The sequence below is a fragment of the Anabaena cylindrica UHCC 0172 genome, from assembly GCF_034931625.1.
Taxonomy (GTDB): Bacteria; Cyanobacteriota; Cyanobacteriia; order Cyanobacteriales; family Nostocaceae; genus Anabaena; species Anabaena cylindrica_A.
On sequence record NZ_JAYGGY010000080.1, the window covers coordinates 32995 to 45624 of the forward strand.

The following is a 12630-nucleotide window of genomic DNA, read 5'->3' on the forward strand; positions in this document are numbered from 1 at the left end:
GCCGCTGGGGTTTATTCCAGAGCAAAATAATTTATGTCATCCATGAAGATTAACTTATTGAAGTTAATTTAATTTTTGTATCAATTTCTATAGTCAATTTAATGGTTTTTGCAACTGAAGTTGTAGTTCTTGTTCACTTTGAAGGATGATGCCAGGATAGTCTCGATTGACGATGACTTGTTCTGAGGATGGATTTATATTCTCCCATAAAACCCAACGACTGCCTACAGGTAACTTAGATAGGGTTAAGGGGTTTTGGGTGAGCCAAATTAGGGGGTAGTTTTCTGGTGGTGTGTTGGCTTCTTCTAAGGGGTTGGTTGCTGCTAAGGTTTCGAGAACGGGAATATCACCTTTGATTAAGCCTGTGGCTGCTGTCCACAGTTCTACTTGCAATTGTTGTTTATGGGCATAGAAATATAATGAAGCGGCGGCGATGACTGCTTGTTCAAATTGTTCTTCTTGCCAATTAGCTGCACTATCAAGGGCAATAATGATTTCTTGTCCACCTGTGATAACTTCTAATTCTCTGACTCGTAATTCTCCATAACGAGCGCTGGTACGCCAATGAATGAGACGGGTGGGATCACCAATGCGATAAGGACGGAGCGATCGCACTAATCCTGTTGTTGCTAATTGTAATGGTTTTCCACGAAGATCATTTTTTTGATGTTCATCTTGCCCTATTTCATCTACTAAGGGGCAGCTGGTGAGGGGTAAAACGGTGGGATAAACTATGGCTCTAGCTTTACATTCTCGCTGCCGACGACACCAAAATAAACCCCAGGGCGCACCTGTGGCTAATTCTACTGTTTCCCATCGGTACAATCCTCGGCGTTGGGTGGGGTGATAATATATCCAACGGTGAGAGTCTTTTGCGTCAATGGTGTCAATTGGCTGTTTGACTGGGTTGCCTAAAATAAAGGGAAGTATATCTGATACTTGCAATAGAGTGACAGGTTTTTGGGTGGGGTTATGGACTTCTATTTCAATGGTGATATCGTCGCCAACGCTGACTGGCTGGATGGGAGAGCGTTTGATAATTAGATTTTTGAGCGATCGCGGTGCTAAAAAAGCTGACACACCCACAAGGGCAAGACAGACCCCACTAATTACATATAACCAGCCCGCCATCGTATTGATAGCAGCACCTAAATAACAAATAGCAATCCCAGCTAATACCCACCCCCCGTAGGTAGGAGATGAAGCGTGGATTTCTAGCCAACTGGAAATGTTTTTGGTGATTTTCATAGTTTCTTTTTTAACTCAACAATGGCTGAAATGTACAGTATTTTGGCGGTTTACATCTATAAATTTGTAAGTGTGTATGATGAAATTATGAAATGTAGGTGGAAGATTTATTAATGCAGTTAGTCAGCCAGGAGTATATAGAAATTGCTGCTGATGTGCGAAGTGGGAAACCCAGAATTGCTGGTACTCGCATTGCAGTAGAGGATGTAGCGGTGATGCATTTAAAGCTGGGTTATTCTTTGATAGAGATTGCTGGTAAATATGACCTGTCACTAGCATCCGTTTATGCAGCAATGGCTTATTATTTTGATCATCGAGACGAGATTGATGAACTTGCAGCACAAGAAAATGAGATAGTTGAGGTGCTGAAGCAAAATCATCCCTCACGTCTTCAAGAAAAACTCAGACAGTCGAGAAATGAGTGAACGAATTCGCTTTCATCTAGATGAAAATGTTGATCCTGCGATCGCCATTGGGTTACGTCGTTATGGAATTGATGTCACAACCACAAACAATGTGGGATTACGCACTCAATCTGATGAAGTCCAGTTAGGGTTTATTCAAGAATCTCAGCGAGTGCTGTTTACCCAAGATACATTTTGATTATTGCGAGTCGTAGGCTTGATCATCCTGGAATTACATACTGTAAAAAAGGAATTCGTTCAATTGGAGAAATCATTGAAACCTTAGTTTTGATTTATGAAGTGATGACACCTGATGAGATGTTAGGATGTGTCGAATTTTTGTGAAAAAATAACAATAAAATTATGAAAATAATCACAATTAATATTCTTTTTAAACTAGACCATTGGACACAACGCCGAGAAGTATTAATAGCAGGACTTAAAAACGAAAATCCTGATGTTATTGCATTACAAGAAGTGAGTTTATCAGAAGATACAGCCAATTGGATTGCAGAACAATTAAATATTCCCCATATTTATAAAGTTACTCCCAAAGAAGTATCTGATAGCGATTTACCATTTGGTTTAGCTATTCTCAGTCGTTATCCGATTGAAAAAACAGCAGCACTTAATTTAGAACATCAGGGAAGAATAGCCCAATATGCACAAATTAAGTTAGATAATCATAAATCAATAGTAATTTGTAACGGTCATTATTTTTGGCATCCCGGTTCTCACAAAAAACGCAATAAACAAATACAAATGATGTTAAATTGGTTATCAGAATTTCCTGAGACAATGCCAATTATATCAGTGGGAGACTTTAATGGTACTCCTGAAACATCAGGAATTGCATTAGTTAAGGAAAAATATCAATCAGCATATCAAGTTTATCATGGACAAGAACCAGAATATACTTGTCCCACACCTTTAGATCAAATTAGTTGGAAAAAACGAATCAGACAATTTTGGAGAACGTTAATTTTTAATAGGAGTTGGAAACTGTGGAAGGGAACTTTAGATTATATTTTTATTAATCAGCATTTACAAGTTAGAGATTGTCGAATAATTCTCAATCAACCAGCAGCGAGTAACCGTTATCTTTATCCTTCAGACCATTTTGGCATTGTTGCTGATTTAGAGATTGTTGATTAAACAGGTAATTCAATATTCTTGATATTCTATCACCTGTATAAAGTATCAAGATTATTATAACTTTAGAGTAATTTCTGTAAGAGATTATAAATGTCCCCTTTGTCACCTTCTTTCCTTAAGCCTACACCAACTACTAATACTACTACTTTATCATTTTCTACTTTATAAAGTATACGATAGCGTTGACCAACAGCCCTAACACTACGATAATTAATCAGATTTCCGGTTAAAGGTTTTCCCTGCTTATCTGGCTCTATTTTCAACTTATCAATACGTGAACTTAGAGCTTTTTGGTGACGTTTATCTTTAACATTTTCTAACATCTCTAGTGCAAGAGGTGTTAACTTAATTTCAAATTCAATATTATCAGATTCCGAGTTTGAGTTTTGCATCATTCCAACTAATAGTTTCTCCTCTCTCTCCTTGCGCTATACTTTCTTGTAGTTCTTCAGTAAATTCTTTATCAGATAAAATTGCCAGAGTTTCTAGTATAGATTCGTATTGCTCAAAACTAATAGCCGCTATTACTGGTTTACCATGTTTGGTAATAATTATTGGTTCTTCTTTTAAATCGTCCGGTAAATCTAAAAGTTGCTCTTTTGCTTCTGCAATTGTCAGATATTTTAGCATATTTGAGTTTATAAATAATACTTCAATATCATTATATCACTTTTTCTAGACAAATGTGCTTACACTCTTATTTATTAGATAATAATTATTTATATGAAATAAATCAGTCATTATATGGTAAGTTGAGTTGTTCGCGTTAGCGTTGCGGAGCAATCGGAACAAAACCCAACCTTATCAAGGATTTTGTTGGGTTTCGCTGTCGCTCAACCCAACCTACATTTCCTTAACTTCTTAATTTAATCTTTGATAAATCATCAAAATTACTCAAAAAATTTGTGGATATAAATATGGGTTTAGTGATGTCCAAATACTGGGAAGAATTGATAAACGAACCAGCCTAAAAATAAGCCTAGAGAAGATACACCAAGTACAATGATGAATCGATGCCATTTACGGAAAGATTTGTTGAACTCTTCGTCTGCAACACTATAAGCAAAAAAGGAGAGGAAATGCAAAACACAAAACCCAGTATAGGCGAAAACAGCAACCCAACCGTATTTTAAGCCTACCAGCACGGCCAATAATAAAAATATAACACCAACCGAAGCCAAAGCCAAAGCCGAAGCCGAAGCCGAAGCCGAAGCCCAAGCCCAAGCCAAAGCCAAAGCCAAAGCCAAAGCCGAAGCCGAAGCCGAAACCAAAGCCCAAGCCGAAGCCGAAGCCGAAGCCGAAGCCAAAGCCAAAGCCGAAGCCCAAGCCCAAGCCGAAGCCGAAGCCCAAGCCCAAGCCCAAGCCCAAGCCCAAGCCCAAGCCCAAGCCAAAGCCCAAGCCCAAGCCGAAGCCAAAGCCGAAGGTGCGGAGAAAAAGCCCATGACCGAATAATAGAAAATAATGTATCCTAGTGGAAGCCAAGGGAGACCACTAATTTCTGCTAAAATATTTTTTAAAATATTTAAAATACTGCCTAGAATATTAATAGTGATAGAAAATGTAGTCTTTAAACCATTACCTAAATAATCGAAAACAACTCCTAATATTCTGACTATATCCGGCTCATTTTTTATTTGACGATTATATCTTGATGGAACAGAATTTGTCCGATAGTTTTTATTTTCCTGTGTTTCTGTTTTAATCTCTACTTCAGAAACATGATTAACAACCCTAACACTATTAACCTCTGATAATAATTCCAACCACTCAGACATTGATTGAGTGCGATATTGTGGTTCTAATTTCATCCCCTTATTTATCGCCAATTTCACATTATCGCTAATATGAGAATTATATTGTTCTGCTGGAATTAAGGGATCTGATTGACGTTGTAAAATCACTTGTTTATAACGTTCATCGGCAGGAATAGGAAGCTTCCTAGTGACAGCATAGTAAAGAGAAGCAGCTAAAGTGTAAACATCTACCGTTGGTTCACGCATTCCAAAAAGTTGTTCATAGGGTGCAAAAACTTGATGGGCAAATTGTTTAGAACTTCTATATCTGCTAGTGGGAATAATTTCTCCAGCGATGCCAAAATCAATTAATATAGCAGTACCATCATTTTGAATCATGATATTGCCAGGATGTGCATCTCTATGTACTAACCCTACTTTATGAACAACAATTAAAGCTTTTGCAATTTGCCGAATATAATTTACTGCGTCTGTTTCTGATAATTTTCTGTTTTGTACTAGATATTCTAAACTTTCTCCCTCTACAAAATCCATGACTAAATACCAGATTTCGTCTTCTGGAAATAAATCTGTGACTCTGACAATATGATTATTTTTTTGTTGAGACAGTCGTTGTAGTGTTTTTCCTTCTTCGTGGAATTTCTGCTCATATCTGGGGTATTCTGAGTCATCTTGCAAGTCATCATTAAGGGTTTTAATGACTACATAACTCTTTAAATATTCATGCCATACCTTATAAGTAATCCCGAAACCCCCTTGTCCCAGGACTCTATCTATAATATACTTCCCACCCTGTAGTTGATGCCCCTTTTCCCAAACCATCGGTTACAGATGCCCAAAAAACAGTTATGTTCATTTTGGCACAATCATCGGCGTAATGTAGAGATGTTTTTTATCTTAGTCGTCATTAGGAAAGATTTGACGTTTTAGTACAAAAATGCCTTAATAATCACTTAAATTATAACTGTTGCTGTCTTACCCAACTCCGAAAAGCCTTAAACGTCGCATTTCTCCCAGCAGTTCTACTTTTTTCTAAATATTGAGGAATTACTTCAATCAAAGATAAATTGGGAAAATTCAAACTTGACTGAGACTCCACATAATTACCATCTTGTAAAAGATTAATTTGCAGTTTCCCTTTCTCAAACCTCCACAGTTCTGGAACTTTTAAACCTTGATAGATATTAAGATGAGTGCGGGAAGTAATATCAATTTCTAAAGCTAAATCTGGTGGAGGATCTATTGTTAAATCTAACCGCTTTTTTCCACGAATTAAAGCTTCATTTTTAATATAAAAACATTGATCAGGTTCTATCCCCTGATTCATGAATTGATTTTTAAAGGTAGTAGAACCAAGACATCTAAACTCAATATCTAATTCTTCCAATAAAGCCTTAACTAAATCGCTAATGATTTCTTTGTCATCTTCATGTTCTGGTAATGGTGCCATAATTTCTAATATTCCCTTGTCATAAGCAATTCGCGCCGCACGATGTTCTCCTAATTCTTCCAGAATTGCTTCTAATTCCGTCCAAGTGACATCTGCCAATAAAACTCTTTGTCCAGGTGGTACATGAATGCGCTTTAATTCCAACAACATCATTTCCACTCCTTGGAAAATATCAAATATTCTAAAACTAGTATAAATCTCTACTTTTCTATCTCCGCGTCTCTGCGTGAAAAAAATCTTTCAAAACCCTATACGAATACCTTGGGATTTTAACCAAATTTACCAAAAAAAATATTCCCTGTCAATATCAATCGCTGAAAAAACCAAACTTCGTAAAATTATTGATAATAGTCTCAAGAATATTGAAAATAACCGCTTCTTATTGCGAAAATTGCTACGGCTACAAATTTTCTAAAAATAGAGATAAGCAAAATTGATTAACCGCAGAATAAAAAATAGGGTGGGAAAATCCCACCCCTAAAGATTAGCGTTTTGCTAATTTCTTCGACATCTTGCGGAGACGAATAGATTCAGGTGTTACTTCCACCAATTCATCTTGAGCGATGTACTCTAACGCACGCTCTAAGCTCATATCTATTGGTGTTTGCAACTGTACAAGTTCATCACCACCTGCTGCACGGTGGTTGGTTAACTGCTTAGTTTTACAAACGTTCAATTCCAAGTCTTGGGGACGATTATGTTCACCGATAATCATGCCTCTATAAACCTTGGTTCCAGGACTGATAAAGAATGCGCCTCTATCTTCAGAGTTTTTCATGGCGTAGAAAGTAGAAACACCTTCTTCAAAGGAGATTAAAACGCCTTTATTGCGGGCTTCGATATCACCAGAAAGTTGACGGTATTCGAGGAAACTGTGGTTCATGATCCCTTCACCACGGGACATCCGCATGAATTCACCACGGAAACCAATTAAACCACGAGCAGGAACTACAAACTCTAGTTGAGTGCGATCGCCTCCACCAGGTTGCATATCTTGCATTTCTGCTTTCCGTTGTCCCAATCTCTCGATACAGCTACCAACTGCATCAGCGGGAACGTCTAAGGCTAGAAGTTCATAGGGTTCACAAGGTTGACCGTTAACTGTGCGGTAAATTACTTGAGGTTGAGATACTTGGAACTCAAAGCCTTCACGTCGCATGGTTTCGATTAAGATACCCAGGTGTAATTCACCCCGACCGGAAACTAGGAATTTATCCGGTGAGTCGGTTTCTTCCACACGCAATGCTACGTTGGTTTCTAATTCTCTAAATAAGCGATCGCGTATTTGTCGAGATGTTACCAACTTACCTTCTTGACCGGCAAAAGGTGAATCATTCACCCAGAAGGTCATTTGCAATGTGGGTTCATCTACCTTAATTAAAGGTAAAGCTTGGGGTTCATTGGGATCTGTAATAGTTTCGCCAATGTAAGCATCCGCAAAACCAGCCACAGCCACAATATAACCTGCGGTGGCTTCTTCCATTTCCACCCGCTTCAAGCCTTCAAATCCCATCAGCTTGGTAATTTTACCCTTGACAACGCTGCCATCTTCTACAACTAAAGCAGCTTGTTGTCCAGCCCGGATAGTCCCATTGTGGATTTTACCAATGACAATCCGACCTAAATATTCAGAATAATCTAGGGTGGTAACTTGCAATTGCAGAGGTTTATTTGGATCTCCTATGGGTGCAGGTACATGACGGAGAATCGCATCAAACAGGGGCTGCATATCTACCGATTCTGCTTCCAAGGTTTCCTTAGCGAAACCAGCCATACCGGAAGCAAACAGATATTTAAAGTCGCACTGGTCTTCATCTGCTCCTAATTCCAAGAACAGATCCAATACTTTATCAACAGCAACGTGGGGGTCAGCTTGGCCACGGTCGATTTTGTTAATAACTACAATTGGACGCAGACCTTTTTCCAAAGCTTTTTTCAATACAAAGCGGGTTTGGGGCATGGGGCCTTCATTGGCATCGACAATGAGCAGACAGCCATCAACCATGCCGAGTACACGTTCTACTTCTCCGCCGAAGTCAGCGTGTCCAGGAGTATCAACAATATTGATCAGGGTTTCTTTATAGCGAACCGCTGTATTCTTAGAAAGAATTGTAATCCCTCTTTCTCTCTCCAAAGCGTTGGAGTCCATGACGCAATCCGGAACGTCTTCACCTTCACGGAAAATGCCGGACTGTTTGAGGAGAGCATCAACCAAGGTGGTTTTACCGTGGTCAACGTGAGCGATGATGGCGACGTTACGAATTGGGAGCGTCATAGAGAGTTTATGTGAACTTTAGTGTTTTTAGAATTAGTAGCTAAATGTTTGGCTGTTTTAACAGAATTGGGGATGATTTACCGATTCTGTAACGAACCTTTAATAATTCTAGCTTAATTGTCACAAATATTGTTGTTTTGAGAATAACTAGCAAGAGAATTTCTTAGGTTTAGGGATGCTTGTTAGGGTTTTCCACAAGCAAACCTTCACTAGCAGCGGCTATATTTAATTCTTTATCAGCAGATATAAAAGTCAATAAAGGTAAATTATTTGCTATGCAAAGAGTATTGATGGCTTTACCAGCAGCTAATTGAACTGCGTCATAACCTCGTAAACCATATTTTTCTGCCAATGTCATTCCTGAATTAATGATGCTGTCTGTAATTTCCAGAACCTGATACTCAGATTGGATATCATTTCTCAACTGATGATATACTGCTGTCGCATCTTTAGAACTGATACTTCCACCACGAAATCGCCTACTAATCGCCGCAGTAATCTCCACAGAGGTAATAGCTGCAATAAACACATGATTTTTTAGGGTAGGATCGAACAAACTCACAACCCAAGCTGAACCGATTTCTGCAACATAGCGTTTAACTAACGCACTACTATCTAAGAAATAAACTGCCATTTAGCGGCGTTCCTCAATAATAGTTTGAGAAACAGGCTTACCCTGTACCTGAATGAGTTTTCTTTCCTGTTGTTGACTGTCAGCAGGGTACTTAATTTGTTTTACTAAACCAGAACTTAAAAGTGCTTGATGAAATTTTGTGATTTGATGCGCTTGTGCTTTATCAGTCAGACATATTTGGATAGCTTGATTCAGCTGTTGTAGTTCATCTTGTTCTAAACTATCAAGCTGATTGAGAATTTCGTTAAGAATGGTTTGTGGCATAGGTTTTCAGGACTTCAACTAATGTCAGGTAACGTATCATGCTAAACGACGGTACAATTCAGAATTTTTCTGAAGTACATAATTTGCGACTTGCTCAAAATCACTTTTTGGATGATTAAGCCAATCTTCTATAGTGGCACGTAATAATTCTTCAGGAGAGATACCATTTGCTTGTGCCATTACTTGCAGTTGTTGTAATTGTTCTTCTGAAATATTGATGGTGATTGCAGCCATAGCAATTGTTTATAAAAGCTAGTCTTTTCTACTATTTTAGGCAAATAACAATCTGGAATTAGCACTGATAACTGAAATTGTGCCAAAATTAACATATCCGCTTATAAAGTTGACAGGTTATGGCTTGGTTATCAGGACAGCAACTACAAGATGGTAAATATACCATAGAAAAAGAATTAGGTGAAGGTGGTTTTGGTATCACTTATCTTGCTAAAGATAATCATGGAAATTTCGTTGTTATCAAAACCTTGAATGATGCAATACAACGACGTTCTGATTTTGCTAAATTTCAACAAGATTTTATTAACGAAGCGATTAAATTAGCAAAATGCAGTCATCCCCATATTGTCCAAATTCATGAAGTCATCAATGAAGATTCTCTGTGGTGTATGGTGATGGAATATATTGATGGGGAAGATTTAGGAAGTTTGGTAGAAAATCAAGGTATTTTATCTGAAGATGTTGCATTAAGGTATATTCAGCAAATAGGAGAAGCGTTAGCTGTAGTTCATAATAATGGATTATTGCATCGAGATATTAAACCACAAAATATCATGTTGCGTTCTGGTAAATCAGAAGCAGTATTAATTGATTTTGGGATTGCGAGAGAATTTACGCCTAATTTAACAAAAACTCATACAAAAATATTATCTGATGGTTTTGCACCAATTGAACAATATGACGCAAGAGCAAAACGGGGAGCATTTACAGATGTTTATGCTTTAGCGGCAACTTTATATTCTTTGTTAACTGGAGAATTACCAACTATAGCACCAATGAGAGCCATTGGTACAGAATTAGAAGAAGCAAAAAAGATAAATTCTAGTATTAGCAATAAAGTGAATCAGGCGATAATTAAGGGAATGGAAATAAAGCCAGAAAATCGTCTTCAGTCAATAAAAGAGTGGTTATTTCTTCTAAATATTGAAATAACTAGTATTGCTATTTCCCCAGTTACACAAATTCTAGAAGATCAGATTATTCGTGAGTTTATAACTCATGTTGACTATAATAGTGCCAACGCAGGATATCTTATACATCATCGAGAACATAACAATGATCCTGCATTGCACTACCATATTACTATCTCTGATACCCATGTTTTTAACTTTGGTGGGAATGGATTTGCTGTATTTCCTATTCCCAGAAAGGCTAAAAGAGCAAAATACGTAAATTTATTACCTAGAAAAGAAGTACTAGATAGATGTTTAATTGCTTATGAATTATTCAAAACTTGGGATTATGGTTTATTAGGTTGGAACTGTGAACACTTTTCTAGATTAATCACAACTGATGAAGCCATTAGTTATCAAGTAAAAGAGTCAATTTTAGCCTTCTTAAATAACAATGGTTATCATCCATTAGCTAAAGAAATGATGGACAAAGCTTGTCAAAGTGCAAAATACTAGTTTTGGTTCAAAGCACTAACCTCTTCCTTCTCTTCCTCTTCCTTCGTGTCCTTCGCGCCTTCGCGGTTCGTTCCTTACCAACCTCAACACCAAACCAGAAAATTAAAATTAACCATCAATGCTATCAGAAAGATTTACCCAAGCCCTTACCTACGCGCACGAACTCCACGCAAAACAAGTGCGTCAAGGTTCAGGCGTTCCCTATATTGCCCATTTATTAGGAGTAGCCAGCATAGTTTTAGAATATGGTGCAAACGAAGATGAAGCGATCGCAGCTTTATTACATGATGCCATAGAAGATCAAGGAGGAGCAACCACCAGAGAAGAAATTCGTCGTCGGTTTGGGGACAATGTAACCGCCATTGTTAATGGTTGTACAGACGCAGACAGCACACCTAAACCACCTTGGCGAGAACGTAAAGAAAAATACATCGCCCATATTCATACCGCTTCCCCCTCAGTGCTGCTAGTTTCAGCCTCTGATAAACTACATAATGCCAGATCAATTGTCAAAGATTACCGCTTGATTGGTGATGCCGTGTGGGAACGTTTTCAAGGTCGCAAAGAAGGTACACTTTGGTATTATCGAGCATTAGCCGATGCCTTTGGAAAAAAACAAATCACGCCCTTAGTCGCAGAATTAGAAAGAGTCGTGACAGAATTGGAAACTTTAGCCACAAAGAAAAAATGAAGGACGAAGATGAAAACAATCATCCTTCATATTTCATAATTCATCCTTTGGGATGAGAGTCTTTTGTTGACTAACGGAATAAACTACTCAGAGAACTATCTTCGTGAATCCGCCAAATCGCTTCTCCCAGTAAATTAGCAACCGAAAGCGTCACTAATTGGGGAAAGTGATTACTTTCTGGAATAGGGATTGTATTAGTGACTATAACTTCTTCAAACAAGCCACTTGACAATCTTTCAATTGCGGGGGGCGAAAAAACTGCATGGGTAGCACAGGCGTATACTTGACTTGCACCTTCTTCCCGCAGTAACCTCGCTCCTTCGGCAATTGTGCCGCCTGTATCAATCATGTCATCTACCAACACCGCTGTTTTGCCTCTAACATCACCAATGACATTTAAAACTTCGGCGACATTGTGCGCCTGACGGCGTTTGTCAATAATTGCTAATGGTGCATCATTGAGCTTTTTCGCAAATGCCCTAGCTCGTGCGACACCACCGACATCCGGAGAAACAACTACAATGTCATGCAGTTGTTTACTGACCAGATAATCTAACAAAACTGGTGAACCATAAACATGATCAAAGGGGATGTCGAAATATCCCTGAATTTGCGCGGCGTGTAGATCCATTGCTAAAATGCGGTTAGCACCTGCTTGTGTGATGAGGTTAGCAACCAATTTAGCTGTTATTGATTCTCTACCGGCGGTTTTGCGGTCAGCACGAGCGTAACCATAATATGGAAGTACTGCTGTTATCTGCCGTGCGGAAGCCCGACGACAGGCATCAATCATAATCAGCAATTCCATTAAGTGGTCATTAACAGGTTGACAGGTTGGCTGAATTAAATAAACATCACAACCCCGAATTGATTCTTGGATTTGAACATAAAGTTCTCCGTCCGCAAATCTTTTGCGAATCATTGGTCCCAAGTCCATTCCTAAATAACGAGATACTTCTTGGGATAGTTGTAAATTAGCAGAGCCAGAAAAAAGCCGCAGGCGATGATTTTCTGTGATTCCTGTGGCTGCTGGTTGCACTTTTAAAGTTGCAGAACTAAGCACAGCAGATCCTCGATGTGCATTCATGGCAATATTATCATTTAGAGATTTA

15 protein-coding genes are annotated in these 12630 nt (G+C 38.4%); 5 read left to right on the plus strand and 10 right to left on the minus strand.

The annotated features are described in order from the left end of the window. Positions 1–93: 93 nt before the first annotated feature. Positions 94–1248: a DUF58 domain-containing protein gene (locus VB713_RS15755; RefSeq protein ID WP_323312455.1), complete on the minus strand. Its 1155-nt coding sequence runs from the start codon at positions 1246–1248 to the stop codon at positions 94–96. Positions 1249–1346: 98 nt separating this feature from the next. Here VB713_RS15755 and VB713_RS15760 point away from each other — a divergent pair, with 98 nt between their 5' ends. The 3 genes from VB713_RS15760 (at position 1347) to VB713_RS15770 (ending at position 2807) form a co-directional block, all read left to right on the plus strand. Continuing rightward, positions 1347–1673, plus strand: coding sequence for a DUF433 domain-containing protein (locus VB713_RS15760; RefSeq protein ID WP_323312456.1), 327 nt, complete (start codon positions 1347–1349; stop codon positions 1671–1673). Then, complete coding sequence (locus tag VB713_RS15765; protein ID WP_323312457.1) at positions 1666–1851, plus strand: DUF5615 family PIN-like protein; 186 nt, start codon at positions 1666–1668, stop codon at positions 1849–1851. The genes VB713_RS15760 and VB713_RS15765 overlap by 8 nt, the downstream gene beginning before the upstream one ends. A 164-nt stretch (positions 1852–2015) precedes the next feature. After that, positions 2016–2807: an endonuclease/exonuclease/phosphatase family protein gene (locus VB713_RS15770; protein ID WP_323312458.1), complete on the plus strand. Its 792-nt coding sequence runs from the start codon at positions 2016–2018 to the stop codon at positions 2805–2807. Positions 2808–2869: 62 nt separating this feature from the next. On the opposite strand, the gene VB713_RS15775 is transcribed toward VB713_RS15770, so the two are convergent. The 8 genes from VB713_RS15775 to VB713_RS15810 all read right to left on the minus strand — a co-directional run bounded on the left by VB713_RS15775 (position 2870) and on the right by VB713_RS15810 (position 9418). Beyond that, positions 2870–3202 carry a type II toxin-antitoxin system RelE/ParE family toxin gene (locus VB713_RS15775; RefSeq protein WP_323312459.1) on the minus strand — a complete coding sequence of 111 codons (333 nt, stop codon included), beginning with the start codon at positions 3200–3202 and terminating at the stop codon, positions 2870–2872. Beyond that, complete coding sequence (locus tag VB713_RS15780) at positions 3174–3437, minus strand: type II toxin-antitoxin system Phd/YefM family antitoxin (protein WP_323312460.1); 264 nt, start codon at positions 3435–3437, stop codon at positions 3174–3176. Before VB713_RS15780 ends, VB713_RS15775 begins: the two co-directional genes overlap by 29 nt. Before the next feature lie 293 nt (positions 3438–3730). Beyond that, positions 3731–5383, minus strand: a complete 1653-nt coding sequence (locus VB713_RS15785) for a serine/threonine-protein kinase (protein WP_323312461.1) — start codon at positions 5381–5383, stop codon at positions 3731–3733. Between the two features lie 136 nt (positions 5384–5519). Next, on the minus strand, positions 5520–6161 hold the full coding sequence (locus VB713_RS15790; protein ID WP_323312523.1) for a Uma2 family endonuclease: 642 nt from the start codon (positions 6159–6161) through the stop codon (positions 5520–5522). A 334-nt stretch (positions 6162–6495) separates the two neighbouring features. After that, positions 6496–8286 (minus strand): translational GTPase TypA, encoded by a 1791-nt coding sequence (typA, locus tag VB713_RS15795; protein ID WP_323312462.1) that lies wholly within the window; start codon positions 8284–8286, stop codon positions 6496–6498. Between the two features lie 169 nt (positions 8287–8455). Then, positions 8456–8920, minus strand: a complete 465-nt coding sequence (locus tag VB713_RS15800) for a type II toxin-antitoxin system VapC family toxin (RefSeq protein ID WP_323312463.1) — start codon at positions 8918–8920, stop codon at positions 8456–8458. Continuing rightward, entirely contained in the window at positions 8921–9184 is a 264-nt protein-coding gene (locus tag VB713_RS15805) for a hypothetical protein (RefSeq protein WP_323312464.1), read from the minus strand. It abuts the gene before it with no gap. Between the two features lie 36 nt (positions 9185–9220). Then, on the minus strand, positions 9221–9418 hold the full coding sequence (locus tag VB713_RS15810) for a ribbon-helix-helix protein, CopG family (RefSeq protein ID WP_323312465.1): 198 nt from the start codon (positions 9416–9418) through the stop codon (positions 9221–9223). Between the two features lie 119 nt (positions 9419–9537). On the opposite strand from VB713_RS15810, the gene VB713_RS15815 reads away from it, so the two are divergent. Next, positions 9538–10827, plus strand: coding sequence for a serine/threonine-protein kinase (locus tag VB713_RS15815; RefSeq protein WP_323312466.1), 1290 nt, complete (start codon positions 9538–9540; stop codon positions 10825–10827). Positions 10828–10945: 118 nt separating this feature from the next. Next, entirely contained in the window at positions 10946–11518 is a 573-nt protein-coding gene (locus VB713_RS15820) for an HD domain-containing protein (RefSeq protein ID WP_323312467.1), read from the plus strand. A gap of 70 nt (positions 11519–11588) precedes the next feature. Here VB713_RS15820 and VB713_RS15825 read toward each other — a convergent pair whose 3' ends face one another. After that, positions 11589–12605: a ribose-phosphate pyrophosphokinase gene (locus VB713_RS15825; protein ID WP_323312524.1), complete on the minus strand. Its 1017-nt coding sequence runs from the start codon at positions 12603–12605 to the stop codon at positions 11589–11591. Between the last annotated feature and the right edge of the window lie 25 nt (positions 12606–12630).

What these genes read in the sequence shown, in the direction of transcription:
- VB713_RS15790 (WP_323312523.1), bottom strand. Translation starts at nt 6,161, where the DNA reads ATGTTGTTGGAATTAAAGCGCATTCATGTACCACCTGGACAAAGAGTT.
- VB713_RS15755 (WP_323312455.1), bottom strand. Translation starts at nt 1,248, where the DNA reads ATGAAAATCACCAAAAACATTTCCAGTTGGCTAGAAATCCACGCTTCA.
- VB713_RS15805 (WP_323312464.1), bottom strand. Translation starts at nt 9,184, where the DNA reads ATGCCACAAACCATTCTTAACGAAATTCTCAATCAGCTTGATAGTTTA.
- VB713_RS15815 (WP_323312466.1), top strand. Translation starts at nt 9,538, where the DNA reads ATGGCTTGGTTATCAGGACAGCAACTACAAGATGGTAAATATACCATA.
- VB713_RS15800 (WP_323312463.1), bottom strand. Translation starts at nt 8,920, where the DNA reads ATGGCAGTTTATTTCTTAGATAGTAGTGCGTTAGTTAAACGCTATGTT.
- VB713_RS15780 (WP_323312460.1), bottom strand. Translation starts at nt 3,437, where the DNA reads ATGCTAAAATATCTGACAATTGCAGAAGCAAAAGAGCAACTTTTAGAT.
- typA (WP_323312462.1), bottom strand. Translation starts at nt 8,286, where the DNA reads ATGACGCTCCCAATTCGTAACGTCGCCATCATCGCTCACGTTGACCAC.
- VB713_RS15820 (WP_323312467.1), top strand. Translation starts at nt 10,946, where the DNA reads ATGCTATCAGAAAGATTTACCCAAGCCCTTACCTACGCGCACGAACTC.
- VB713_RS15810 (WP_323312465.1), bottom strand. Translation starts at nt 9,418, where the DNA reads ATGGCTGCAATCACCATCAATATTTCAGAAGAACAATTACAACAACTG.
- VB713_RS15825 (WP_323312524.1), bottom strand. Translation starts at nt 12,605, where the DNA reads ATGAATGCACATCGAGGATCTGCTGTGCTTAGTTCTGCAACTTTAAAA.
- VB713_RS15785 (WP_323312461.1), bottom strand. Translation starts at nt 5,383, where the DNA reads ATGGTTTGGGAAAAGGGGCATCAACTACAGGGTGGGAAGTATATTATA.
- VB713_RS15775 (WP_323312459.1), bottom strand. Translation starts at nt 3,202, where the DNA reads ATGATGCAAAACTCAAACTCGGAATCTGATAATATTGAATTTGAAATT.
- VB713_RS15765 (WP_323312457.1), top strand. Translation starts at nt 1,666, where the DNA reads ATGAGTGAACGAATTCGCTTTCATCTAGATGAAAATGTTGATCCTGCG.
- VB713_RS15770 (WP_323312458.1), top strand. Translation starts at nt 2,016, where the DNA reads ATGAAAATAATCACAATTAATATTCTTTTTAAACTAGACCATTGGACA.